This window comes from Pirellulales bacterium (assembly GCA_019636345.1).
In the GTDB taxonomy this organism is placed as follows: domain Bacteria; phylum Planctomycetota; class Planctomycetia; order Pirellulales; family Lacipirellulaceae.
The window spans coordinates 147,367-173,124 of the sequence record JAHBXQ010000006.1 but is presented as its reverse complement, the minus strand read 5'-3'; the positions used below and the strand labels follow the sequence as shown (position 1 = coordinate 173,124).

Annotated in this window: 17 protein-coding genes; 11 read left to right on the top strand and 6 right to left on the bottom strand. The window is 65.2% G+C overall.

The features are described 5' to 3' along the window. Nucleotides 1-103: 103 nt before the first annotated feature. Nucleotides 104-3,367, bottom strand: coding sequence for a DUF1553 domain-containing protein (locus KF688_15255; protein ID MBX3427034.1), 3,264 nt, complete (start codon nucleotides 3,365-3,367; stop codon nucleotides 104-106). A 356-nt stretch (nucleotides 3,368-3,723) separates the two neighbouring features. Here KF688_15255 and KF688_15250 point away from each other — a divergent pair, with 356 nt between their 5' ends. From KF688_15250 to fucP, 9 genes are all read left to right on the top strand, one after another. After that, the gene (locus KF688_15250) at nucleotides 3,724-5,373 is read left to right on the top strand and encodes a fucose isomerase (GenBank protein ID MBX3427033.1); all 1,650 of its coding nucleotides are present in this window, start codon (nucleotides 3,724-3,726) and stop codon (nucleotides 5,371-5,373) included. Between the two features lie 124 nt (nucleotides 5,374-5,497). Further along, nucleotides 5,498-6,403, top strand: a complete 906-nt coding sequence (locus KF688_15245; protein MBX3427032.1) for an NAD(P)-dependent oxidoreductase — start codon at nucleotides 5,498-5,500, stop codon at nucleotides 6,401-6,403. Further along, nucleotides 6,400-7,692, top strand: a complete 1,293-nt coding sequence (locus tag KF688_15240) for a Gfo/Idh/MocA family oxidoreductase (GenBank protein MBX3427031.1) — start codon at nucleotides 6,400-6,402, stop codon at nucleotides 7,690-7,692. Before KF688_15245 ends, KF688_15240 begins: the two co-directional genes overlap by 4 nt. Beyond that, nucleotides 7,689-8,726: a PmoA family protein gene (locus KF688_15235; GenBank protein ID MBX3427030.1), complete on the top strand. Its 1,038-nt coding sequence runs from the start codon at nucleotides 7,689-7,691 to the stop codon at nucleotides 8,724-8,726. The genes KF688_15240 and KF688_15235 overlap by 4 nt, the downstream gene beginning before the upstream one ends. Next, nucleotides 8,723-10,444 carry a hypothetical protein gene (locus tag KF688_15230; GenBank protein MBX3427029.1) on the top strand — a complete coding sequence of 574 codons (1,722 nt, stop codon included), beginning with the start codon at nucleotides 8,723-8,725 and terminating at the stop codon, nucleotides 10,442-10,444. The genes KF688_15235 and KF688_15230 overlap by 4 nt, the downstream gene beginning before the upstream one ends. Before the next feature lie 118 nt (nucleotides 10,445-10,562). After that, nucleotides 10,563-10,952, top strand: coding sequence for an RbsD/FucU family protein (locus KF688_15225; GenBank protein MBX3427028.1), 390 nt, complete (start codon nucleotides 10,563-10,565; stop codon nucleotides 10,950-10,952). After that, nucleotides 10,949-11,740, top strand: a complete 792-nt coding sequence (locus tag KF688_15220; GenBank protein ID MBX3427027.1) for a hypothetical protein — start codon at nucleotides 10,949-10,951, stop codon at nucleotides 11,738-11,740. Before KF688_15225 ends, KF688_15220 begins: the two co-directional genes overlap by 4 nt. Nucleotides 11,741-11,921: 181 nt before the next feature. After that, on the top strand, nucleotides 11,922-12,752 hold the full coding sequence (locus tag KF688_15215) for an adenylyltransferase/cytidyltransferase family protein (protein MBX3427026.1): 831 nt from the start codon (nucleotides 11,922-11,924) through the stop codon (nucleotides 12,750-12,752). A gap of 101 nt (nucleotides 12,753-12,853) precedes the next feature. Then, nucleotides 12,854-14,254, top strand: coding sequence for an L-fucose:H+ symporter permease (fucP, locus tag KF688_15210; protein MBX3427025.1), 1,401 nt, complete (start codon nucleotides 12,854-12,856; stop codon nucleotides 14,252-14,254). Nucleotides 14,255-14,454: 200 nt separating this feature from the next. On the opposite strand, the gene KF688_15205 is transcribed toward fucP, so the two are convergent. The 5 genes from KF688_15205 to KF688_15185 form a co-directional block, all read right to left on the bottom strand. Beyond that, nucleotides 14,455-15,906, bottom strand: a complete 1,452-nt coding sequence (locus KF688_15205) for a DUF1501 domain-containing protein (GenBank protein ID MBX3427024.1) — start codon at nucleotides 15,904-15,906, stop codon at nucleotides 14,455-14,457. Between the two features lie 45 nt (nucleotides 15,907-15,951). After that, entirely contained in the window at nucleotides 15,952-19,110 is a 3,159-nt protein-coding gene (locus KF688_15200) for a DUF1553 domain-containing protein (protein ID MBX3427023.1), read from the bottom strand. 282 nt (nucleotides 19,111-19,392) lie between these two features. Then, nucleotides 19,393-21,378, bottom strand: a complete 1,986-nt coding sequence (gene nagB / locus KF688_15195; protein ID MBX3427022.1) for a glucosamine-6-phosphate deaminase — start codon at nucleotides 21,376-21,378, stop codon at nucleotides 19,393-19,395. A gap of 102 nt (nucleotides 21,379-21,480) precedes the next feature. Then, nucleotides 21,481-22,533 carry a Gfo/Idh/MocA family oxidoreductase gene (locus KF688_15190; protein ID MBX3427021.1) on the bottom strand — a complete coding sequence of 351 codons (1,053 nt, stop codon included), beginning with the start codon at nucleotides 22,531-22,533 and terminating at the stop codon, nucleotides 21,481-21,483. Between the two features lie 139 nt (nucleotides 22,534-22,672). Next, complete coding sequence (locus KF688_15185; protein MBX3427020.1) at nucleotides 22,673-23,518, bottom strand: sugar phosphate isomerase/epimerase; 846 nt, start codon at nucleotides 23,516-23,518, stop codon at nucleotides 22,673-22,675. Nucleotides 23,519-24,327: 809 nt separating this feature from the next. Between KF688_15185 and KF688_15180 the strand changes: the two genes are divergently transcribed. Next, the gene (locus KF688_15180) at nucleotides 24,328-25,440 is read left to right on the top strand and encodes an exo-alpha-sialidase (protein ID MBX3427019.1); all 1,113 of its coding nucleotides are present in this window, start codon (nucleotides 24,328-24,330) and stop codon (nucleotides 25,438-25,440) included. Beyond that, complete coding sequence (locus KF688_15175) at nucleotides 25,437-25,733, top strand: MoaD/ThiS family protein (GenBank protein ID MBX3427018.1); 297 nt, start codon at nucleotides 25,437-25,439, stop codon at nucleotides 25,731-25,733. The genes KF688_15180 and KF688_15175 overlap by 4 nt, the downstream gene beginning before the upstream one ends. The last annotated feature ends 25 nt before the right edge of the window (nucleotides 25,734-25,758 follow it).

The window sequence follows — 25,758 nt, the reverse complement described above, 5'->3', positions numbered from 1 at the left end:
GCGCGGTCTCTGCCGACATGCGATTCGACTCAGCAACTTCTTCCGACGAAATCCGCATTGCCCCGCGGTTTCTGTCTGGCCCAATTATTCGGAAAAGCATTCGTCACCGCCGCATAATCGTCGCGTCGAGATTAAGGATCGCCTGACAGGCGACGGTCATCGCCGCCAGAGCGGGGGAGGGAGGGACGTCCGGGGCGAACTCGCCCAGTTTTAACAAGCCCGCGACGTCCTCCGCGGGCGCCGCCGTAAAGATCGCCAGTTGCTCGTCGTATAACTCTCGCAGTAGCGTCAACTCTCGTTCCTCCGGCGGCCGGCCGGTCGTCAGAAGAAACGCCTTTGCCAAGCGCCTCTCCGCCGCTGCATCGTCGGTGGCGGTTCCCGTGCCCTGCCGCATAACGCGAACCGCCAACGCCCGGGCGGCCTCGACGAATTGGACGTCGTTCAGCAGCACCAGCGCCTGCAGCGGCGTGTTCGTCCGCGAACGACTCATAGTGCACACTTCACGAGTCGTCGCGTCGAAGGCGATCATATTGGGAAGCGGCGCCGTCCGTTTCCACACCGAGTACAGCGAACGGCGATAGAGCGCCTGGCCGACCGATTGCTGATAAGGCGGCGACATGGCGTTCGCCTCGCGCCACAAGTCTTCGCCCGGTTGATAGGGCGAGACTGGGGCCCCCCCCAAGTCGCGAACCAACAACCCCGACGCCGCAAGCGCCTGGTCGCGAAGCTGCTCGCCCGACAAGCGAAAGCCAGGGCCTCGCGCCAGCAGCAGATTCTCCGGATCGCGCTGGCGCAGAGCGGCGTCTGCCCGCGAGTCCTGTCGATAGGTCGCCGAAAGGACGATCTGCCGGCAGAGTCGCTTGACGTCCCAGCCATGGTCGACGAAGTCGCGAGCGAGCCAGTCGAGCAGTTCGGGGTGCGTCGGCGCGGCGCCCTGGCTGCCGAAGTTCTCCGGCGTCGCGACCAGGCCCCGGCCGAAGAAGTTCGCCCACAGCCGGTTCACGAACACGCGCGCCGTCAGGGGATGATCGGGGTCGGCAATCCAGTCGGCCAGGTCGGCGCGGGTCCGAGATTCGCCCAGTCGCGGCGCCGGCATCGGAGGCAGAATCTGTTGAAAACCGTCCGGATCGACTTGATTCGCAGCGGTCTTGGGAGCGTCGTAGGCGCCACGCTGCAGGACGTGAGTCGTTCGGGGGACGCGTCGTTGGCGGGTTTGCGGATCGATGAACTCGGCCATGACGGCAACTTCCTGCAAGTTCTCCTCGAACTCGGCCTGAGCGCGGCGTGCGGAGCGCAGTTCCTCGCGGGCGGTTCGCAACGGCTCGTCGACGGCGGCGACGTAGTACTCGCGGAGTTGCTTATCGTGCGCGCCGCTGGCGATCGCCGCAACGATGGAGCCGGGGTCGTGCAACTCGGCGATCTCCAAGGGAGCGAGCGCCCGGCGAAAGACCGTCAGGTCGTCGATCCTCCCTCCCCGAAATCCGCGGTCTCGAAATCGAGCGCCGAGGGCGAAGTGGCCCGCGCCGTGGGCCTTGGTCGCCGCCGATTTGACGATGCGACGGTCGCGCAACACATCGACGTCGACCGGGCGACCGGCGACGTAGATCTTGATTCCCTCGGCGCCGCAAGAGCCGTCGTAGGTGACCGCCAGATGCTGCCACTGGTCGCGCAGCAGCGGCAACTTCGTCTGTACGCCGAATCCGTTCCCCGGCCATACCCGGTAGATCCGCACCGCCACGCGGCCCCCTTCGAGCATCACGTCCATGCCGTTGTAACCCACGTCGGTTCCGAACGTGCGGTGGGCGAGCACGACCGGGCGCTCGTCTTGCACCGCGTCGCGAAGCCAAAGGTCGAGCGTCCAGGGGTCCCAGTGATCGACGGCGAGCAACCCGGGGAACTCTATTCCGGAATCACCGTCAAACTCGATCCCTTGCCCGCAACGACCTTCGCAGGGAGCGACGCCGGTCGCTTCGATCGCCGCTTGGGCTGGGTCCGCCAGATTACGGAGCTTCTGCAGGTCGCCCTCGAACTCGAACCGCCCCGCACAATCGCGAAGATCCTCGGCGGGAGCTTTAATGGCTGATTCCCGTGTCGAGCGCCACGCCTGGTAATGCTCGTCTCGCGGAGAGCGAGTCGCGAGCGCCGCCGCCTCTGACTCGGCGGCTTCGCGAGCGGCGACGAGCTTGTCGTACTCGACTTGTTGCTCGTCGTCCAACAGCAGGAGCGAAGGCGCGGGGACTTTGGAGGCGTGGTCGTAGAGCCCGTTTTCGTCGATCGCATTGAAGAACGCCAAGATCGAGAAGTAGTCGCGCTGCGTGATCGGATCGTACTTGTGATCATGACAACGGGCGCATTCCAGCGTGAGCCCGAGCACCGCCGTGCCGAACACGTTCGTTCGATCTGCGGCATTCTCCAGCAACCACTCCTCGGGGATCGAGCCCCCTTCGTTGGTCATGCGGTGAAGGCGGTTCAAAGCGGTCGCGAGTTGGTTGTCCTGCGCCTCGCGCCGGTCGGCCGTGGCGACGAGGTCGCCGGCCAGTTGCAGTGTGAGAAACCGGTCGTATGGCATGTTGGCGTTCAGCGCCCGGACGACCCAGTCCCGCCACGGCCATTGCGAGTTGAGCTGGTCGGACTGGTAGCCGTACGAGTCGGCGTACCGAGCCGCGTCGAGCCAGCCGATCGCCATGTGTTCGCCGTAGGCCGTCGAGGCGAGGAACCGGTCGACTGCCGCTGAATAGGCAGCCTCGGCGCCTTGCCGAGCCAGTTCAGTCTCGAACCGCTCAATATCGCGCGCCTCGGGGGGGAGCCCGGTGAGATCGAACGACGACCGCCGCAACCAGCGGAGCGGGTCCGCCGCGGGCGACGGTTGCAGTCCTTCGCTCGCCAATCGGGCTGCGACGAAACGGTCGATTCCGCGCTTGGCCCACGCGGCCAGAGTTGGATCCGCGAGTTCCGGCAGCGGCGTCTGGCGCGGCAAGTTCTCGAATGCCCAGTGTGCTGTCATCGTGGCGCCCGCAAGCACCCACTGCCGCAAGCGTTCCCTTTCGTCCGCGGAAAGCGAGAGCCCGGTCTCGGGCGGGGGCATGCGTTCGTCTTCGTCCTCGCTGAAAATCCGGCGAATGAGTTCGCTCTCTTCGGGCGCCCCTGGCAAGACGACGCTTTCAAGCAGCCCCTGCGGCGTGTCGAGCCGCAAGTCGGCCTCGCGCGTCTCCGCGTCGGGGCCGTGGCAGTGAAAACACTTGTCCGAGAGGATCGGGCGAATCTGCCGATCAAACTCCACTGGCTCTGCAGCGACCGCAGTCGTCGGCCCTAGCGCCGCAATCCCCCACCCGGTCGCGAACAGGAGTTGGCGAAGGAATAAACGCATCGGCGCAAGCCAGCAGTACGAGGAAGGCAAACGGACAAGTACGGAGCAGAAGGACGCAAATTCGTCGAATGGGGCCGACGCGTCGCCTCTCTCGATTCTAAAGAGCCAGAGAACGGGGAGAAGCAGGTTCCCCCGCTGCTTTGCAGAAAACGGTCGGCCGTCTGCAACCGTCACGGGTTAGCTTGGCGAATAGCCCGGAGAACCTGCACTTGCAGGGCGCTTCAGCGTATTAACAGGTCGGCTTCGCGCAGGCATAATCGGGGCTTCCGAGGCAATCCATTCGGCGGATTGCCAGCTGCCTGGGATTGCCTGCTGCTTGTCCGTGATCCGTCCTTCTCTCCCCATGTCAGCGAGCCATGACATACGAACTTCCCGCGGCTGCTGAGCCGGCGGCCTTGCCGCCCCGTCACGTCTACCTGATGGCCAACGGCGACCTGCGTCTGTCGGCCAATCAAAACTGCTGGGCCGCTCAGCACGCCATGGAGCAGGCGATCGCCGAGGCGGTCGCCGCGGCTGGATGGACCGTCGTGCGGGCGCACCCTTACAAGGAGGCTGAGCGGCACGGGTTCATCGGCTCGCAAAAAGAGGGGCTCGCCGTGTTCCGGCAACTCGACCCCGCGGCGCCGCTGATCGTCGCTGAAGCGGTGTGGCAGTACTCGCATCACCTGCTAGGGGGACTGATCACGCACCGCGGGCCGATCCTGACGCTCGCCAACTGGTCGGGGACGTGGCCGGGGCTGGTGGGAATGCTCAATTTGAACGGCTCGCTGACCAAGGCGGGGGTCCCGTACGCAACGCTGTGGGCCGACGACTTCGCCGAAGCTGGGTTCCGGCAGAAGCTCGCCGACTGGCTCGAGGGGCGCGGAGTCGAGCACGATCTCTCGCACGTGCGGCCGCTGTCGGCCGTCAGCGTCGGCGACGCCGAGCGGCAACTGGCTCAATCGCTGGCCGCCGACCTGCGCAGGAACAAGGCGATCATGGGCGTATTCGACGAAGGCTGCATGGGGATGTTCAACGCGATCATCCCCGATCACCTGCTCAACCCCACTGGCGTGTTCAAGGAGCGGCTGAGCCAATCGGCTCTGTACTACGAAACGACCCAGGTCGGCGACGCCGAAGCCGACGCGGTGCGGATGTGGATGGAAGACGCCGGAATGCGATTCCAAACAGGCCCCAATCACGCCGAGCACCTGACCGACGAGCAGATTCGCCTGCAGTGCAAGATGTACGTCGCCGCAGTGCGGATCGCCGACGATTTTGGTTGCGACTGCATTGGCATTCAGTACCAACAGGGGCTCAAAGACCTGCTTCCCGCGAGCGACTTGGTTGAGGGGACGCTCAATAATTCGGCCCGGCCGCCCGTGCGGAGCCGCGACGGGAAGCGCGTACTGTACGAAAACCAGCCGCTGCCGCACTTCAACGAGGTCGATGAATGCGCGGGGCTCGACGGGCTGTTGACGTACCGCCTCCATCGCGCCATGGGGCAGCCCGTGGAGAACACGCTGCACGACCTGCGGTGGGGCGATCGGGACCGGTCAGGGACAACCGACGAGTACGTCTGGGTGTTTGAAATCAGCGGCAGCGTCCCCCCCGAACACTTCGCCGGAGGTTGGAAAGGGGCGACCAGCGAGCGCCAACCCGCGATGTACTTCCCCAACGGCGGCGGAACGATCAAGGGGATCTCCAAGCCGGGAGAGATCGTCTGGTCGCGAATTTACGTTGAAGAGAGCCGGTTGAAGATGGACCTCGGCCGCGGCAAGGCCATTGAACTTCCGCTGGAAGAGACCGAGCGCCGCTGGCGTGATACGACCTCTCAATGGCCGATCATGCACGCGGTGACGTACGGCGTTACTCGCGACCAGATGATGGCCCGCCACAAGAGCAATCACATCCAGGTTGCCTACGCCACGGACGCCGATGCGGCCGACCGCGCGATGCTCGCCAAGGCGTCCCTGGCAGCGGAGTTGGGGTTGGAGGTGAGCATCTGCGGAACCCTGGCGAGTTAGAGATCCCTTCGGCGTGAGAGACCATAAGGGCACGAAGGACTCGACGCAGAGCGAGCCCGAATCAACGGCGGCACTTGCGCCTTTGGGGTTGCCTTTCCTGCTCATCCGACCATGAGAGCGTGACGTGAACGACCCCCGCAACGGCAGCGTCGCAATGATCGGGCTGGGCCTGTTGGGCACGGCACTGGCTGAACGGTTGTTGGGGGCGGGGTTCGAAGTGGTCGTTTACAACCGAACCCGCGAGAAAGCCGAACCCTTGGTGGCGCGCGGGGCCCGCTGGTCCGATCGCCCGCTGGCCGAGTGCAGTCGAGCGGTCGTCTGCCTGTACCGCACGGAACATGTCGTCGAGCTGCTCGCACAGATGGAGACGGACCTCCGCCGCGGGCAGGCAATCATTGACACGACGACCGGCGAGCCAAATGAAACCGCGGCGCTCGGCGCCCGACTCGCCGAGCAGGGGATATCGTATCTCGAAACGCCGATCGCCGCTTCGAGCGAACAGACCCGCCGCGGCGAAGCGCTGGCGATCCTGGGCGGCGAACGCTCGGCGATCGATGCGAACGCCGACCTGTTGGACGCGATCGCGCCGCGGCGATTTCACGTCGGGCCCTGGGGCGCGGCGGCGCGGATGAAACTGGTCAACAACCTCATCCTGGGACTCAACCGCGTCGCGCTGGCCGAGGGACTGCTGCTGGCCGAGGGGGCGGGTCTCGATCCGTCCGCGGCGCTGGAGGTGCTTAAGAACAGCAACAGTCGCTCGGCGGTCATGGACGTGAAGGGCCGCAAGATGGTCGAGCGGGATTTCGCCGTCGAGGCCCGTTTGGCTCAGCACCGCAAGGACGTCGACTTGATCTTGGCCGAAGGTCGTCGCGCCGGGCTGGATCTGCCGGTCAGCTCGCTCCATCGCGAGTTGCTTGTCGCCGGCGAGGAGCAAGGGCTGAGCGACGCCGACAACTCGGCGATCATCGCGGCGATCGAGGCTGTGGCGAGACGCCGCTCGGCGAGATCGCAACAAGGATCCGCATCATGACCACGCCCGACCGCCGCACCGTGCTGAAGTCCCTGGCGACGACCGCCTCGCTGGCTGCGATCCCGCGCATCGCGCGGAGCGCCGCCCCGCTGCGCGACGAGCCGAGGCTGGCGCTCATCGGCTGCGGGGTCCGCGCCCGGGCGTTCACGGGGCGAGTCGCTTATGTGTGCGATCCCGACGCGGCGCGGCTCGCCGCCGCGGCCAAGGCCAACAATGTCCCGGCGGAGAGGGCCGTCGCCGATTTGCGACGGCTGCTCGACGATCCTGCCGTCGACGGCGTGATCGTCGCCGCCCCCGACCACTGGCACGCCCCGGCCGCCATTCTCGCCGCGAACGCGGGGAAGCACGTCTATTTGGAGAAACCGTGCTGTCACAACCTCCGCGAAGGGGAGTTGCTGCTCGAGACCGCCCGTCGCACGGGGGTCGTCATTCAACACGGCACGCAGCAGCGGAGTCGCCCGTTCACGCGCGATGCAATCCAGCAGTTGCACGAAGGGGTCATCGGCGAGGTCCTCGTCGCGCGGGCCTGGAACGTCCAGCGTCGCGATGACATCGGCCGCAAGAGCCCCGCGATTCCGCCGCCGGGCGTCGATTACGACCTGTGGGTCGGGCCCGCGGAGTTCATGCCGTTTCAGGAGAATCGATTTCACACGCATTGGCATTGGTGGCATAACTTCGGCACCGGCGACGTCGGCAACGACGGGGCGCACGAGCTGGACTACGCCCAGTGGGGTCTTGGAGTCGCGGGGCCCCCGACGCGGGTCGCGGCCCTGGGGGGGAAGTACCGCTTCAACGACGATCAACAGTTTCCCGATACGGCGACCTGTACGTTCGAGTACGCTGGCGCCCAAACAACCGGGCAGCCGAAGCAGTTGGTCTTCGAGATGCGGCTCTGGTCGAAGAACTACCCCCTGAATTGCGACAGCGGCGTCGAATTTTACGGCACGCAGGGGCAGATGTTCCTCAGCAAACGGGGCAAGCTGCGGATCACCGACGACGACAACAAACTCGTGCAAGAAATCCGTCCCGAGGGGGAAGCGGGGTTCCCGCATCTCGACAACTTCATCGAGGCGATCCGCAACGGAAAGTCGCTCAATGCGCCGATCCCGGTCGGCGTCGCCAGCGTGGCGCCGGTTCACTACGCGAACATCGCTCTGCGAGTCGGACGGACGCTGGCAATCGATCCGTCGACCGGCGCCATCCTGGAAGACGCCGAGGCAAACGCACTGGCCCGCCGTCAGTATCGGGCCGAGGGTCACTGGGCGATTCCCGAAGGGGCGGCCACTTGAACGCGATTCGCTATGTCGCCCGGCGCCCGGGGCTGCTCGCAGTTGTTCTCCTCGCCGAGACAATCGCCCAGGCGGCCGCGCCGGCAGGAGAACAGGTTTCGTTGTCGGACGATGGCGCCGGAACGGTCGCCGTGTCGGTCGACGGACGACAGATCGCCGAGTATTCCTACCGCGACGATGAAATCACCCGCCCTTTCTTCGCTCGGCTTCGCACCCCTGCGGGGGTCGAGGTGACGCGCCGGCTCCCCCCCGATCCCCAACACGATCTGGCCGACCACCCGACGTTTCACCCCGGGTTGTGGTTGGCGTTCGGCGACGTGAGCGGGTCGGATTCCTGGCGGAACAAGGCCGCGGTCGAACTGATCGTCGGATCCATGCGGACCGCGGGAGGCGCGGGTCGCGGCGAATTGTCCGCGAAGTTCCGTTACGCCGACCAGAACTCTCCCGAGCAGACCGTCTGCGCGGAGGAGTTTCGCGCGACGATCCTCGTGCGACCGTCGGGTTGGCTGCTGCTGTGGGACTCGCTGTTCACTGCCGACAAGCCATGCATCTTCGGCGACCAAGAGGAGATGGGGCTGGGCGTGCGCGTCGCCACCGAAATGCGGTCCGAGCGGCAGCGTCGGGGCGCCATCCCCGCGGGAAACGGGCGCATTCTCGACGCCGCGGGGCGGGCGGGGGGCGCCGAGGTGTGGGGGAAAGCTTCTCCCTGGTGCGACTTCAGCGGCGACGTCGCCGGAGCGCCCGCGGGGATCGCGATCTTCTGCCATCCTGACAACGTTCGCCCAAGCTGGTTCCACGCCCGCGACTACGGGCTGCTGGTGGCGAACCCGTTCGGGCGCCAAGCGTTCAAGCAGGGCGAGCCGAGCCGCATCGAAGCGAGCGCTGCTCATCCGCTGCGGCTGCGATTCGGCGTGCTGGTGCACGACGGTCGCAGCGACGCGTCCGAACTCGCCGCCGCTTACCAGGAGTATCTCGCAGAAGAAGCGGCAGAAACAGAGCGATCCAACCAGCCGGACGGAGCCCCCCGGCCATGAGCGAGCTGCATCTGCTCGACAAGCTGTTGATCGCACTGTACCTGGTAGGCATCACCGTGCTGGGAGCGTGGACTGCACGGCGGGTGAAGACGTCGGGCGACTTCTTCATGCCCCGGTCGTTCGGCAAGGGGATGATGATCTTCAACGCCTTCGGCACGGGCACCGCCGCCGATCAGGCTGTGACCGTCGCCTCGACGACGTTTCAGCACGGCCTGTCCGGCATCTGGTGGCAGTGGCTGTGGCTTCCCGCGACCCCGTTCTACTGGCTCATCGCCCCGGTGATGCGCCGCCTGCGGGCCACCACGACCGCCGACGCCTACACGCTGCGGTTCGATCGCAGCGTCGGGGCGTTGTTCGCCGTCGTGGGAATCGTCGGGCTGTCAGTGAAGATCGGCCTGATGCTCAAGGGCGCCGGGGCCCTCATCGAGGCCTCCACGGGGGGCGCCTACCCGGCGGACAAGGCGATCTGGACCGTCACCGTGCTGTTCGTCGCCTATGGCGCCGCGGGGGGGTTGGCGGCGGCGATCATCACTGACTACGTGCAAGGGATTCTCACCTTGGCGTTTTCGTTCATGCTGCTGCCGTTCGTTCTGAGCGAGGTCGGCGGACTGGCGGGCGCCAAGGAGACGATCTCCAATCCCGATCTGCTGCGGTTGGTCGTTCCGGGGGAGATCAGCGCGTTTTTCGTCGCGGCCTACGCCCTCCAGGCGCTGATCGGAATCGTCGCTCAGCCGTTCATCATGGGTGTTTGCGCCGCGGGTCGCACGGAAATGGACGGTCGTGTCGGATTCATGGTCGGCAATCTCGTGAAGCGACTTTGCACGATGGCGTGGTGCATCACGGCGCTGGCCGCGGTGGCGTGGTATATGAACCGCGGAGTCCCGCTGGACGAAGTCAAACCCGATCACGTCTACGGAGATCTTGCCAACTGGTTTCTGCCGCGACTGGCGCCGGGGTTGTTGGGATTGTTCATCGCGTCGCTCTTGGCGTCCGCGATGAGCTCCTGCGACGCGTTCATGATCTCCTCGGCGGGGTTGTTCACGACGAACGTGTACAAGCCGCTGGCCCTCGGACGCAGTGAAGGGCACTATCTCACTGTCGGCCGCGTGACCTCGCTGGCGGTGGTCGCCGGGGGACTGGCGTTCGCGTTCTGGGTCCCGGGGGTGAAGGAGGCGCTCGACATTTGGCTGAGGATCGCCCCGATGATGGGGATCGCGTTCTGGCTGGGGCTGTTCTGGCGGCGAACGACCGTGGCGGGGGCGTGGGCGGCGACGCTCGCCGGGTTCGCCGCGTGGTGGCTGGCGACTCGACCGCAACTGGCCGCGCATGTCGCCGTATGGAGCGTCGCTGAACCGTGGGGCCTGCTCGCCACGGGGAAAGAAGGCGCCTCGCTCGCAATCAGCGAGCCGTGGGTCGTCATGTTCTACACAGCAGCCGCGACCGTCGCCGGGATCGTCGTCAGCCTGCTCACCAAGCCGGTCGCCGCCGAGAAGCTGACTCAGTTCTACGAGTTGATCCGCACCCCCGTGGCGCCCGACGAACCGCCGGCGCACAATTGCCGACTTCCCGCAAGCGTGACGCCGGCCCCGCGCCGCGTGTTGATCGACGCGTGGGGACTCGAGATCCTGCGACCGTCCCGGCTGTCGGTCGCGGGGTTCCTGGCCGGCTGGGTCGCCGTGGCGGTCTTGGTCGGGGCGTTTTATACAATCGTCCGCTGAACTGGGTAGGTCTGGTTCTTGACCACGGATGACAAGGATCTATTCAATGTGATTCGAAAAGAACTGAGCCGACAGGAAAGAGGCGAACTCCCCCTGCAGAACTAACAAGTTCGACGCCATGTTAAAGACCGGAATCTTGAATCCCCACGTCCTCCACTTGCTCGCCCGCGTGCGACACACGAACACGCTGGTCATCGCCGATCGGGGGTTCCCGTCGTTCCCGGGGGTCGAGACGGTCGACCTGTCGCTCGTGGACGACGTCCCCCGCGTTCGGCAGGTGCTGGCGGCGTTGCGCGGGAACTTCGTGATCGGCGCGGCCTGGATGGCGCAAGAATTCATGGGCGAGAACGACGCGACCGTACTTGAGGAGTACTCAGACCTGTTGGCCCCCGTGCCCATCGCGTTTGAACCGCACCTCGACTTCAAACGCCGCGTTCCGGCGGCGACGGGGCTGATCCGCACCGGCGACACCACCCAATACGGCAACATCATTTTGCAGTCGGCATGAATCGCTCTGACACGAAACTGACCGACGCGATCGGCGACGTCCCGTATCGGCTGGCCCTGGCCGGCGGGTGGATCGACCAGCCGTTCGTGTCGCGCGCGAATCCCTCCCCCCCCGGTTCGATGGTCGTCGTCGGCGTGCGCCCCACGATGCCGTTCATCGAGCGAGCCGGAATCGCCACCGGGACGCGCAAACAGGCCCGGGCGCTGTGGGGGAACAAGCTCCCCGACGGGGACCCGGCCCAGTTGGTCCGCGAACTCTATGTTGCGGAGAACGCGGGGAAGGACGAACCCTCCGGCTCGCAGGACATGATCGGGCTGGTTTACCCCGGCGTAAACCGGCTCGATTACGATGCGGAGCACGAGGGGGGGATCTTTCCCTGCCGCATCGAGTCGCACTGCGATCCCGAAACGTGCGCGTGGCTCGAGCAAGTGGTCAACGTGATCGCCGTCGCGCCGCGGCCGCCGGGGTACAACCCGCTCGAGGAGAAATCCATCGACCCGGCATGGGTCGAGCGGCTCGGCCGCTCGGGACGCGACTGTTACGACGCAATCCTCGCCCGCGACGTCGGGGCGCTGGGCGCCGCAGCGAACGAGTGCATGCGGGCGTGGGGGGCGCTGCTCCCCGGCACGGTGCGGCACCGAACGATCACGCTCGATCTTCTGGGAATCCTCGCCCACTATCAGTCCCGCTACCCGGGCGCCATGTACTCTGGTTGCGGCGGCGGATATCTGTTCGTACTCAGCGAAGACCCCGTCCCGGGGGCGTTTCACGTCGATGTGCGCTGTTGATGGTCCTCGCCGTAGCGCCACGGAGGCCAGATCGATTCCAAGTGCCAAGTCCACCGCTTGCGGAACTGACTCGCAACTTCGTTCTGGCATGGATTGAGGCGGAGGCTCCCATGTTCATTCTCGCTGGTCGCTCGGCGCCTCCGTGGCGAAACCTTTCCCAGTATCTTGGATCGTTCTCGCTATGAAACCGGTCTACGTCTCGGCCAGCTTCGACGACCTCCGATCGCGTCACATCCGTTTGCTGCAGGAAGCGGCCCGAACGGGGCCGGTCTGCGTGCAATTGTGGGACGACGACGTTGTTCGGGCCGCGACGGGCGCCGAGCCGAAGTTTCCTCTGCCCGAGCGACGCTACTTCGTCGAATCGGTGCGGTTCGTCGCGCAGGTCCAGCCGCTCGCGGCGGCTGATCGCGGTCGTGAAGCGGAACTGGCCGTTAATCAGAGCGTCCCCGGAGCCGCGTGGTTCGTCGACGAGCGTACCGCCAATGCCGTCGACGAGCGGCTAGTGCGCGCCTCGGGGGGCGAGTACCGCGTATTGAGCGACGCGGAACTCGCCGGCTTTCCCGAGCCGACGGACGTCGACGGCCCGCAGGACGCTCCCCCGCGGTCGAAGGTGATCGTCACCGGCTGTTACGACTGGCTCCACACGGGACACGTGCGGTTTTTCGAGGAGGTCGCCGAGTTGGGCGAGTTGCACGTCGTCGTCGGGCACGACGCGAACGTGCGGCAGCTTAAGGGCCCGCACCACCCGCTGTTTCCCGAACAGGAACGGAGGTACATGGCCGGGGCAATTCGCTTCGTACGCCGGGCCTACGTCTCCAGCGGCGACGGCTGGCTCGACGCCGAGCCGGAGATCGCCCTGATTCGCCCCGACGTTTACGCGGTGAACGAAGACGGCGATCGGCCCGAGAAGCGGACCTTTTGCGAGCGGCACGGCATCAAGTACCATGTCCTTACTCGTCGCCCCAAACCAGGTCTCGAAGGCCGCAGCAGCACGGCCCTCCGCGGGTTCTGACCGCGGGGCTGGAGCGCCGCGGCCGGCTGATCGATCTTACGGTTCATTTGCACCTGTCGTCTGCTTGTCGTACTCGCCACTCCCTCATCGCCCGAGCCGCCATGTCCGCCTCCCAATCCCCCGCCGCCGGCGTCACGTCGCCGGTCGTCCCGCGGCCGTATCTGTACGCCTTCATTCTCGTCACGAGCCTGTTTGCGTTGTGGGGATTCGCGAACGACATCACCAATCCCATGGTGAAGGCGTTCAAAGACATATTCCTTCTGAGCAACTTCCAGAGCAGTCTGGTGCAGTTCGCATTTTATGGCGGTTACGCCACGATGGCGCTGCCGGCCGCGCTGATCATTCGCAAGTATTCGTTCAAGACGGGCATTGTCGTCGGCCTCGCGTTGTACGCCGTCGGGGCGCTGTTATTCATCCCCGCCAGCATGGCGAAGGAATTCAATCTGTTCCTGATCGCCTACTACATACTCACCTTCGGTTTGGCGTTCTTGGAGACCAGCGCGAACCCTTATATCCTCTCGCTGGGACCGATCGAAACGGCGACCCGTCGCTTGAATCTCGCCCAGTCGTTCAACCCCATGGGCTCGCTGGTCGGCATGTGGGTGGCCAGCCAATTGATCTTGCCGGCGCTCGACGTCAACGAGTTTCGCGCGAAGCAGGCGGAGCTGCACCCCGAGTACAAGACGATGGCGCCCGCCCAGGTGGACAAAGCGATCACCGGCGCACTGGTCGAGTTCCACGAGTCGGAGCCCGAAGCCTACTCCCAGTTGCAAGAAAACGATCTCGCGACGATCCGCGTTCCTTACATCGTCCTCGGCTTGGTCGTATTGGGAGTGATGGCGTTGTTCATAGTTTCTCGCCTGCCCGCCACGGGCCATCCCGAGGAGGACATCCATCCGCTGCAAGTGCTGAAGAACCTGATGCATTTCCGCTACGTCGGGGGGGTCGTCGCCCAGACGGCGTACGTCGGCGCCCAAATCATGTGCTGGACGTTCATCATCCACTACGGCATGACGCTGTTGGGACTCAGCGCCTCGGAGGCGCAAGGCTACAACATAGCGGCCATGGTCATCTTCGTGACTAGTCGGTTCATTTGCACGTTTTTTCTGCGATACGTCAGCCCGGGGCTGTTGCTCGGAACGCTCGCGCTGGGCGGCATGGCGTTGTCGCTGGGAACCGTTTTTTTGCAGGGTTTCCCCGGGTTGTATTGCCTCGTCGGAATCTCCGCCTGCATGTCGCTCATGTTCCCGACGATCTACGGGATCGCCCTCGACGGCTTGTCGATCGACGACGCCAAGCTCGGCTCCGCGGGGCTGATCTTCGCGATCGTCGGCGGGGCGCTCATGCCGCCGCTGCAGGGACGAATCATCGACATGGGCGACTTCCAGTTCGCCGGCCGGACGCTGGAATCGGTCCGCGTCTCATTCCTGCTCCCCTTGCTCTGCTTCGCCGTCGTGGCGGCCTACGGGTTTCTGACCGCTCGCAAAGCGAAGCTCGCGTAGCTGCGGCGAGTTAACGATCAACGCGGAGGGGAGCGGTGCAGGCCTGACGCGTTCGGCTCGCCGGGGCTCGTCAGGCCTGGAGCAACGCCGTCCTAGACTCGGCTCTCCCGCCCGTTCCCGTTCGCAGGCGACAACTCGCGAGCATTGCTCTGCGTCCTTGGCGCCCTCGGCGGCGACATGGACCGCTTGGCTGCGGCCGCTTACGCCAGAAGCTCCGAAACGACCCGTGCCGGCAGGACGCCGGTGAGGCGCTGGTCGAGGCCTTGGTGCTTCACCGCGAATCGCTCGTGGTCGAAGCCCAGTTGGTGAAGCACTGTGGCGTGCAGGTCGCGAACCGGCACAGGGTCCTGGACGACGTTGTAGGAGAAGTCGTCGGTCTCGCCATGGATGTGCCCGGCCCGGACGCCGCCGCCGGCCATCCACATCGTGAAGCAGCGGGGATGGTGGTCGCGGCCGTAGTTCTCGTGCGTCAGCCCCCCCTGCGAGTAAATTGTCCGGCCGAACTCGCCGCCCCAAATCACCAGCGTATCGTCCAACAGGCCCCGCTGCTTGAGGTCCTGCACGAGCCCGAAGCAAGCTTGGTCGACGTCGCGGCACTGATCGGGGAGCCGACCGGCGACGTTCGCATGCGTGTCCCAGTTGTTGTGATAGATCTGGACGAATCGCACGCCCCGCTCGACCATCCGCCGGGCCAACAAGGCCGTGTTGGCGAAGGTCCCCGGCTCGCGAGCCGCTTCGCCGTACAGATCGAATGTCGAGCCGGGCTCGTTCTTGAAATCGACCAACTCAGGCACGCTGGCCTGCATGCGGAACGCCAGCTCGTACTGCTGGATGCGCGTTTGGGTTTGCGGATCGCCGAGCCGGCGGTAGTTGAGTTCGTTGAGCGCGCGAATGCCGTCGAGAGTGGCCCGGCGAACGTCGCGAGGGACCCCGGCCGGGTCGTTGAGATACAGAATCGGATCGCCGGCGGTGCGAAAGCCGACCCCCGCGTGTTCGCCGGGAAGGAACCCGCTCGACCACAACCGCCCGGAGATCGCTTGGACTTGCTCGGTGTTCGTCGAGCGGGCGACCATGACGACGAACGTCGGCAGATCTTCGTTGAGCGAGCCCAGGCCATACGACGCCCACGAACCCAGGCAAGGCCGACCTTGAACCTGGTTGCCGGTCTGCATGAAGGTGATGGCCGGCTCGTGGTTGATGGCGTCGGTCTGCATGCTGCGGACGAACAGCACGTCGTCGACCATCTTCTTCATCCAGGGCATGAGCTCGCAGACCCACATCCCCGACTCGCCGCACCGCTCGAACGTGTACTTGCTCGGGGCGATGGGAAACCGCGCCTGACCGCTGGTCATCGTCGTAAGCCGCTGGCCCATACGGACCGACTCGGGGAGGTCCTTGTCATACCATTGGCCCATGACCGGCTTGTAGTCGTACATGTCCATCTGCGGCGGTCCGCCGACCATGTGCAGATAGATGACGTGCCGAGCCCGGGGAGCGAAATGAAGCCGCGAGCCGCCGCTCGCCGCCTGAGCCAACGATGCCGCGGCGCCCCCGCCCAAAGCGGCCAGCGCAGCGGTCCCCAGGAGGTGTCCCCCGTCGAGCAAGAAGTGGCGCCGGCTGACGGCGGTGCGAAGTTCTCTGAGTATCGACATAGGGCGAATGACCGTGGGGGTCTCGGAACCTCTGGCGGCGAGAGATTACTTGTTCAACGCTTCGTCGAGATTGAACAACTGATTGACGACCATCGTCCAGGATGCCAACTCGGCGGGCGGAATCGTCGCGTCGACCGGCGATTCCCCGACCGTGATCAGCGCCTGGGCGTCGGCCGCGTCGACTGCGTAGTGAGACACCAGCGCCTCGAACGTGCTGCGGACGATCTTTCGCTCCTCGGGGAGGAGCGGTCGGCAGAGCACCCGCTGGGCGAGGAACTCGGCTCGGCCGTTGAATTCGCCCCCCGCCTCGTGAATCGCCCGCTGAGCGAGCCGCCGGGCCGCCTCGACGAACTGCGGGTCGTTGAGCGTCACCAAGGCCTGCAGCGGCGTGTTGGTGCGTTCGCGGACCACGGTGCAGTTCTCCCGCGACGGGGCGTTGAACGTCTCCAGGGACGCGGGGGGCGCCGACCGTTTCCAGAACGTGTACAAGCTGCGACGATAGAGCGACTCGCCGGAATCCTGCTTGTAATCGCGGGTGTTCGAGCCGATCATCGCGACCGCCTCCCACACGCCCGGGGGCTGGTACGGTTTGACGCTCGGCCCGCCGATCTTGGGCGACAGCGTGCCGCTGGCCGCCAGGGCATAGTCGCGAATCATCTCGCCGTCCATCCGAAACCGCGGTCCCCGCGACAGCAGACGGTTGTCAGGGTCGCGCTCCCGGGCCTCCGGCGAAACGAGGGCGCTCTGACGATACGCGCTGCTCGTGACCAGCAGGCGGAACATGTGTTTGACGTCCCAACCCGACTCGCGAAACTCGATCGCCAGCCAGTCGAGCAATTCGGGGTGCGAGGGGAGCTCGCCCGACATGCCGAAATCGCCGGCCGTGCGGACCAAGCCTTGGCCGAACGCCTCCTGCCAGTACCGATTGACCGTCACCCGAGCGGTCAGCGGGTTCTCCTCGCAGAGCAGCCATTGTGCGAGCCCCAGCCGGTTGCGCGGCAAGTCGGCGGGCATGGGGGGGAGAAATGCGGGGGTCGCGGGGGTCACTTCGTCCCGGCGCTGGTCGTATTCGCCCCGGTTGAGGACGTACGCCTTGGGGGGATCGGGGCGCTCCTGCATGACATGGGCCAACGTGCCGCGCGATTCGATGGCGGTCAACTCGCTGCGAAAGGCCCGCTGCTTGAGGAACAGCTCCCGCCCCCGTTCGTCGACGATCCGCGACCACCAAGCGTAGAGGGCCTCGAGCTCCGCAGCCGGGCGCTCGGCCGGCGGCACGGTCGTCGCCGAGGCGATCGCGGCCGTTGTGGCCAGCGTCAGCACCTCGTCCTCGTCGAGCGCCCGCGAGTAGACGCGCACGTCTTCGACCTGCGATCCGGTCAAGGGCGACGAGTTGCGGCGCTGGCCGAGCTTCAGCGGCGTCTCGGTGCGAATCGTCTTGGAGAGCGAATTGGCGAGGATCTCGGTCGGCTGCACGACGCCGTTGACGTAGATGCGCACTGACGTCGCGTCGCGACGGCCGTCGTAAACGACGGCCGCATGGACCCATTCGTTGGCGGAGACCGGCTCGCGGGTGACGACCTTCAGGGCGTTCTTGGGCCAACTGTTGATCAGATGCGTGCCGACGCGCCGCCCTTCGATCCACAGATCCCAGCCGCGGTGGTTCGCCTCCTCGTCCATGCGGGCAAGGACCGCGGCGCTCCCTCCTTTGGCGGGAATCTTGATCCACGCCGCAACGGCGAAAGGCTGATCGTTCTCGAAGTCCCCCGCCTCGGCCGCGGCAAGCACGGCGCCACCGGAGAGATAGGCCCCCTGCGAGCCGAGCCGCCCCGGGCGCCATTCGACCGACGCGGGCTTGTCGACGCGGCGACTTTCGCCCTGCAAGCGGTATTCGATCGAATCGTCGCCGTCGTCCAGCGGGGCGTGCAATTGCAGCCCTTCCAGCGGCAGCCATTTGGCAAACTCTTCGGGAGCGATCGACGCCAGCCATCGCTCGAACGAACCCCGAGCGCTCTCCCGTCGCTCGGCCAATTCGCGATCAAAGGTCGGGATCGCTTCGACCAATTCGCTCCACCGCGCGCGATCCTCGACGAGCGGCACGCGCACGATCGGCGGCGTGTCCTTCACGTTGCCGTCCTTGGCCTCTTGCGTCGTATTGTTGAAAAAGGCCGACAGCTCGTAGAATTCGCGCTGCGAGAGGGGATCGAACTTGTGATCGTGGCACACTGCGCATCCGGCCGTCAGGCCCAGCCAGACGTGGCTGGTCGTTTCGGTCCGATCACGGGCGTAGAGGACGACGTACTCCTCGTCGATAATCCCCCCCTCGTTCGTGGTAATGTTGCACCGGTTGAACCCCGAGCCGATCTTCTGTTCGAGCGTTGCCGCCGGCAGCAGATCGCCGGCGAGATTCTCGATCGTAAATTGATCGAAGGGCATGTTCTGATTGAACGCCCGAATGACCCAATCCCGGTACGACCACATCTCGCGATAGTTGTCGAAGTGGATGCCGTGCGTGTCGGCGTACCGAGCCGCGTCGAGCCAATAGCGGGCTCGGTGCTCGCCCCAGCGGGGCGAAGCGAGCAGTCGCTCGACGTACCGCTCGTAGGCGTCGGGGGCGTCGTCGGCAAGAAACTCGGCGAGTTGCTCGACCGTCGGCGGCAAACCGACAAGATCGAGAGACGCGCGACGCGCAAGCGTGCGGCGATCCGCCTCCTCGACCGGCGCCAGCCCGTTTTCGGCAAGCTTTGCCAGGATGAATCGGTCGATTCCGTTGCGAGGCCAGTCGGCGTCGGCAACGTCAGGTTCGGCGGGGCGCCGGGGAGGGATATGAGACCAGAGCGGTTCGTACGCCGCGCCTTCGGCGATCCACCGCACAAGAATCTCCTTCTGCTCGGCGGTGAGCGTCTTCTTGAGCTCCGGCGGCGGCATCCGCTCGTCGGGATCGTCCGAGAGAATCCGACGCAGCATCTCGCTCGATTCAGGATCTCCCGGAACGATTGCTCCCATGTCGACCGCTTGCTCACGAACGTCGAGCCGCAGGTCGGCCTCGCGCGATGCGCTGTCAGGTCCGTGGCACGACACGCAGGCGTCGAACAAGATCGGCCGGACGTCCCTGTTGTAATGCACGGCGTCCTCCGCTCGGCTGGGGACGACCACCAGCGCAGCGACCGCCAGGCTCGCAGCGAGAATTGGCAAGCGGCAGTTCACGACAAGAACCGGCTGGGGTGAGAAGAGCGGCCAACAGCGCCTCGGTCGCGTCGTCCCCTCAAGGGCGAATCGCAAGCGACCCTCCCAGTATACAAGAGGCCGCCCGAGCCTTCCAACCGTCGCCGTTTGAAGCTTGCTTCGTTGATTCCGCGAACAAGCTGGGGGGCCGGGGCGGTAGCGCAGCAAAGTCCCCAGGAAATCGACCCGGGGTTCGCTTCGACCGATCCCGGCCGCCTCGCCTTTGCGGGGAATCTTCGCAGGCGATCGTACAATCCCACGACGCTAGAGAACTGCGTCGAGATCGCCCTTCCAACGGACGAATCCCTCAATGGCCTCGTACTCAGCCAAGCCCAGCGCATCATACAACTCGGCGGTCGTGCGATTCCGCTGCTCGGCCCGTTGCCAAAACTCCCGCGGATCGGGACCGGGAAACAGGGCTTTGTCTTTTTGCGATTCGTGCTTGAAGATCGCCATTCGCTTGCGCAGCAATTCCTGCGGGCTCAGCGGCACGGCCATTTCGATCTGATGCGGCCCCCACTCCTGCCACGCGCCGCGGTACAGCCACACGACGCATTGCTGATACCATTCGTCGTCCGCGACGACCTGACACGCCTGCAGAATGGCCGACAAACAAGTCCGGTGCGTGCCGTGCGGATCGGACAAATCGCCCGCCGCGTAGACTTGATGCGGCTGCACTTTGCGAAGCAGTTCGACAGTGAGGCGGATGTCGTCCTCGCCCAACGGCTTCTTGCGCACCCGCCCCGTTTCGTAGAACGGCATGTCCATGAAGTGAAGCTGGCTCTCGGGGACTCCCGAACAACGGGTCGCGGCGCGAGCCTCGGTGCGGCGGATGAGCCCCTTGATCAGTTGCACCTCGGGGCTGTCGACCTGTCCCGGCTGCTTGTTCTTGACGAACGCCTCGATGTGGGCCTCAAGCTCCGCGGTCCGCGCCGGGTCGATGCCGAAGTGGCGATTGAATTCAGCGACGAAATCCATGAAGCAAATCGCGTCGTCGTCGAACACCGCGATATTGCCCGAAGTCTGGTAGGCGACATGAACCTCATGCCCCTGATCGACCAGCCGGATCAGCGTCCCCCCCATCGAAATGACGTCGTCATCCGGGTGAGGCGAGAAGATCAGGACGCGTTTAGGGAACGTCCGGTGATCGACGCATGGCCCGTCGTCGGCGCGACGACGATTCTCCGGCTTGCCTCCCGGCCAACCGGTAATTGTCCGCTGAAGCTCGCGAAACACCTCGACGTTGATGTCGTAGGCGCGTCCGTGACTGGCGAGCAATTCCTGGAGGCCTTCTTCGTTGTAGTCCTCCTCGGTGAGCTTGAGGATCGGTTTCTTCAGCCGCGAAGCGAGCCAGATGACCGCCTTGCGGATCGACGCGGCGTCCCATGCCGCCGGGCCGGCAAGCCACGGGGACGATCGACGGACCAGCCCTTCGGCGGCCGCTGCGTCGAGCACGAACTCGGCTTGCGGGTGCTCCTGCAAGTAGCTCGCGGCGACGATCGAAGAGATCTCTCCCTCCACCGCCTTTGCGACGACGTTCGCCTTTCCTTCGCCGAAGGCCATCAGCACGACCTTGCGGGCTTCGAGGATCGAACCGACCCCCATCGTGATCGCCCGACGGGGGACGTGATCCTCGCCGTAAAAGTCGCTCGCCGCGTCGCGGCGCGTCACCCGATCGAGCGTAATCATGCGGGTGCGACTGTCGCGTCCCGAGCCCGGTTCGTTGAATCCGATATGCCCCGTGCGGCCGATCCCCAGCAATTGAATGTCGATGCCCCCCGCGGCGCGAATCGCTTCCTCGTAGGCGCGGCAGTGGTCCTCGACTTGGTCCTCCGGTAACGTGCCGTCGGGGATGTGGACGTTGTCGCGCTCGACGTCGATGTGGTCGAACAGGTGCTCCCACATGAACCGCACGTAGCTTTGCAGTTCGTCGGGCTGCATGGGGAAGTACTCGTCGAGATTGAACGTCACGACATGCTTGAACGACAAACCTTCCTCTCGGTGCAGCCGCACGAGTTCTCCGTAAACGCCGACAGGCGTGCTGCCGGTGGCGAGTCCCAGCACGCAGGAGCGCCCCTCTTCGGCGCGGCGACGCACCAGTGCGGCGATCTCCGCCGCGACGGCTCGACTCGCTTCGCCCGCATGCGCGTAGACGCGAACCGGAATCTTTTCGAACTTGGCAAAACGGCGCTCCTCGGCGGAGTTGCCGGTTGCGACGGGGGCGGCGGACCGTGCGTCAGGCGCGGACATCGTGCTCATAGCGGAGAATGGTATCGATCGCGGGAGGTTGGAATCGAGTGACAAGTCCGTCGCATTGCGGCCGACGAACGACTCGGGGCGTCGTCAATCATTCTAAACGCTTGTCGCAGCGCGACGAGGCGCCGACGCGACGCTTTCGGCCTGCAAATGGCACAATTCGACGGCGTCCTCCGCCAAAGCGGCGTTGAGCACGTCGCTTTCTCGGTTTTCGCGCACGCAGTCCGCGACGGTGCGCAACTCCGCGGCGAACGCGTTCATGGGGTCGCCGTCTCCAAGGTCGACTCGCTCTGCGCCTCCGTCGGCGTGCAGCACCATCGGCGGGCAGAGGTATCGTCCCGCGTCCCCCAACACGGCGAACTCGAACTGCAGCGTCGCCAAGTCGAAGTGAATCTCGAACCCGTGATTGAACGATCGTCCCGGTTGATCGATCGTGCCGCTCGTGGCCTCGACGATTTGACCGCCGTCAGCGAACGAAAACAGCGAGTGCCAGAACTCGGGCAGGCCCGCACGGGTTCGCCCGCGGCTGACGACCTCGTCGGGACGCCCGAACAGCAACCGAATGAAGTGCGCATCATGGACGTGAAGATCCAACAGCGGCCCTCCCACCTTGTCCGCGACCCAGTAATTGGCAAGCCACGCCGGGTTCGAAATGACTCGCCGAAAGGCCCCGCCGCGCAAGGCGCCGTAGCGCCCGCTCCGCGCCGCGTCGAGCGCCCAGGCGTACTCGGGAAAGAACGGCAAGACGTGCCCGATGAACAATCGCCGATTCGCCGTCGCCGCAGCGGTCGACATGGCGCGACATTCGTTCAGGTCCAGCGCCATCGGCTTTTCGCAGAACACGTGCCGTCCCGCGGCAAGCGCCTTGCAGGTCGCCTCGGCGTGCATCGCGGGAGGGAGCGTCACGTCGACCAGATCGAGCGCGGTCGTCGCGAGCATTTCGTCGAACGACGTGAACGTAGCGACGTCGCTCAAGTCCGTCTGCGCGCCGGCAGGGCCGAAATTGCCCTTAATGTCGGTCCAATCGCCGGCGAGACGCCGCTCGTCGACCTCGCAGATCGCGGCGACGCGAACGCCCGGGATCTTCTTGTAGCTCAGGTAATGGATCATCCCCATGAACCCGAGCCCGACGATGCCGACGTTGATCATGCTGGTATTCCTCGGCGGACCGCGAATCTCGCGAATGCTCGCAAAATAATGCTCAGCGAACGCCCAGACGCCAGGCTCAATTCGCCTGCGCTGGTTCTTATGTTCCTCCGCGACCTTGCGCGTCATTCGCGGGCGGATGTTATTCCCACAATTCCGCACGCAACCGCGTCAGCAGTTCGACCGCTGCGGCGATTTCGGCTTTTTGGCGTGCCGGCTCCTGGGGGATTTCCCGTTCGATCGTCAGCGGTCCCGTGTAGCCGATGTCTTTCAGGGTCCGCAAATACGCAGGGAAATCGACGGCCCCCGCACCCAACGGAACCTCTTGCCCCCACGTCTGGCCAGGGCGGTCCGACCACGTGGCGTCCTTGCAATGGACGCTGCGGACGTACTCGCCCAACGTGCGGAGCGCCGGCAGCGGTTCGCCGACGCCGTAGAGGATCATGTTCGCGGGATCGAAATTGACGAACAAGTTGCCGCGCTCGACGTCCTTGAGGAACCCCAGCAGCACGTCGGCCGGCTCTTGCCCCGTCTCGAGATGGAGCGCCTGCCCGTTGCCCGCCAGATGGTCGCACACGCGACGCATTACGGCGACGATCGCTCGATAGTCCTCGCTGGCGGCGTCGTGCGGCACAAAACCGACATGCACGCCGACCACGTCGACTCCCAGCAGGCGGGCGAAATCGGCGATCCCCAACAATTCGCTCGTCCGTCCTTCGCGACTCGCCGAAGGGACGAGTCCCACGGTGCGGGCGACGGTCGGAATGTCGGCGTAACTCTCCCCGTCGAATCCCGCGAAGACGCACGAGATGCGGATGTTCGCCGCATCAAGCTCGGCCAGGAAGCGAGCCGCCCGTTCGGCAGTCCGCGACGCGGCGTGCGGCGTGTGGAGATGGACGGTCGGCACATGCAACTCGCGCACGACATCGAGACGCACGCCTAACCCCGCATCGATACTGGCGAACACGCCCAGGGGCCACGGGTCCATAGCGAATCCTTCACATGACGAATCGGCGGCCGGCGGCCGTTGGCAAACAGGTTCGAACAGCAAGCCTGCGGGAAGCGAACCCGCGGTTGGGTCATCCTATCGTACCTCGCGCAGCATCGGCAACCGACGCTGCAGTTGGAAGTCCGAGTGAATTCCCTGCTCTACCCGTGAATGCAATCTCAGCACGGCAGCAGGACAGGAAGGAGCCGTAGCGCCGGCGTCCCGTACAAACTGCGCGCACTTGCCGCGGCGTCGTCGACCAACTGCGCCCGGCGGCGCAGATTTCCCGTACTCTCTTCACAGCAACAGCAAGCGGGAGGAAATCCTTACCTCGTTTTTTCGCAAAGAGTTCTCGAAAATCCGACGAATCTCGCATCTCCCTTCAGGCGAATCCGCTCCGATCCTGAAAGCCTTCCATGTCTGGCGAGGGATGAGGAGTTCTCCTGCTCTTGGGCAGAATTGGCTCGCGCGGTCGCGCAGAGATTCCAAGAAGAGAGCAGGTCACGTCGTCTTCGCACTAACCGCCGGAAGCAGTGAATATTCTCGCTCGTAGGAATATTAGTCGAGGCGAATCTTGTCACCGGCGAAAGGACCGTGCGCAGCGCGGTTCCCCTCGACGTCCCTTGCGCCGCCGGGCCGCCTCCCTCGAGTACCCACGGATGGCGCATGCCTCTCAGTTCCCCAAAAGACAAGCTTGATTGTCTCGATTTGGCACTGTACAAACGATTCCTGCCGCTTCGCAACGACTGTTGCGGAATTCATCCAGCTCCTTGGCGTTGGCGAACGCCGCTAGCGGAGACCATCTTGCCATGGCCGGGGTGCGATTGTTGGTCGGGACGCGCAAGGGCGCCTTCGTGTTGACCTCCGACGGGGCCCGTCGCCAGTGGTCCGTCGCGGGACCTCATTTCGGAGGTTGGGAGATTTACCACGTTAAAGGATCGCCTGCCGATCCCAACCGCATCTACGCCTCGCAAACGAGCAGTTGGTTCGGCCAAGTCGTCCAGCGCTCCGACGACGGCGGAATCACTTGGAACGCGGTCGGCAATCAGTTCGCCTACGACGGCGACCCCGGCGCCCACCAGTGGTACGACGGCACGCCACATCCGTGGGAGTTCAAGCGGGTATGGCATTTCGAGCCCGCGGCGGACGACCCCGACGTCGTCTATGCAGGGATTGAAGATGCGGCGCTGTTCCGCACGACCGACGGCGGCCACGCGTGGCACGAGTTGCCCGCGCTGCGGGCCTGCCAAGGTCCCGCATGGGCGCCGGGGGCGGGGGGGATGTGCCTCCACACGATCAAGATCGACCCGAGCGACGCGCGGCGGATGTACGTCGCCATCTCCGCTGCCGGGGCGTTCCGCACCGACGACGGGGGCGGCTCCTGGAGGCCGATCAATCGCGGGCTGCACAGCCAGTACATTCCCGATCCGACGGCCGAGGTGGGGCACTGCGTCCACCGAATCGATATGCACCCGGCGCGCCCCAACGTGTTGTTCATGCAAAAGCACTGGGACGTGATGCGAAGCGACGACTACGGCGACAATTGGCACGAGATCAGCGGCAATTTGCCCACGGACTTCGGGTTCCCGATCCAGGTGCACGCTCATGAACCGGACACCGTGTACGTGGTCCCCATCAAGAGCGACGCCGAGCACTACGTTCCCGAGGGCAAGCTGCGGGTCTATCGCAGCCGGACCGGCGGGAACGAGTGGGAGCCGCTGACCGACGGCTTGCCGCAGCAGGACTGCTACGTGAACATCCTCCGCGACGCAATGACCGCCGACGAACTCGACCCGTGCGGAATCTATTTCGGTACGACGGGGGGCCAAGTCTACGGCTCGGCCGACGGGGGAGACCACTGGCGGCCAATCGTTCGCGACTTGCCGGCAGTACTCTCGGTCGAGGTGCAAACCCTGCCATGATCCGAGTCATGCTGCCGTCGCCGCTCCGCGCGTTGGCGAAGATTGAAGGGGAACTCGCCCTGTCGATCGACGGGCCGGTGACGATGAACGCCGTGATCGACGCCGTCGAGGTCCAGTTTCCCGCGCTGCGCGGGACGATCCGCGACCCTGCGACCGGCCGGCGGCGCCCCTATCTGCGGTACTTCGTCTGCAACGAGGATTGGTCGGACGAATCGCTCGATGCCCCGCTGCCGGGGCCGATCGTCGCCGGCGCCGAACCGCTGCTGGTCGTCGGCGCGGTCTCGGGGGGGTAGACTGCGAGTTTCACAACGCCTGTTC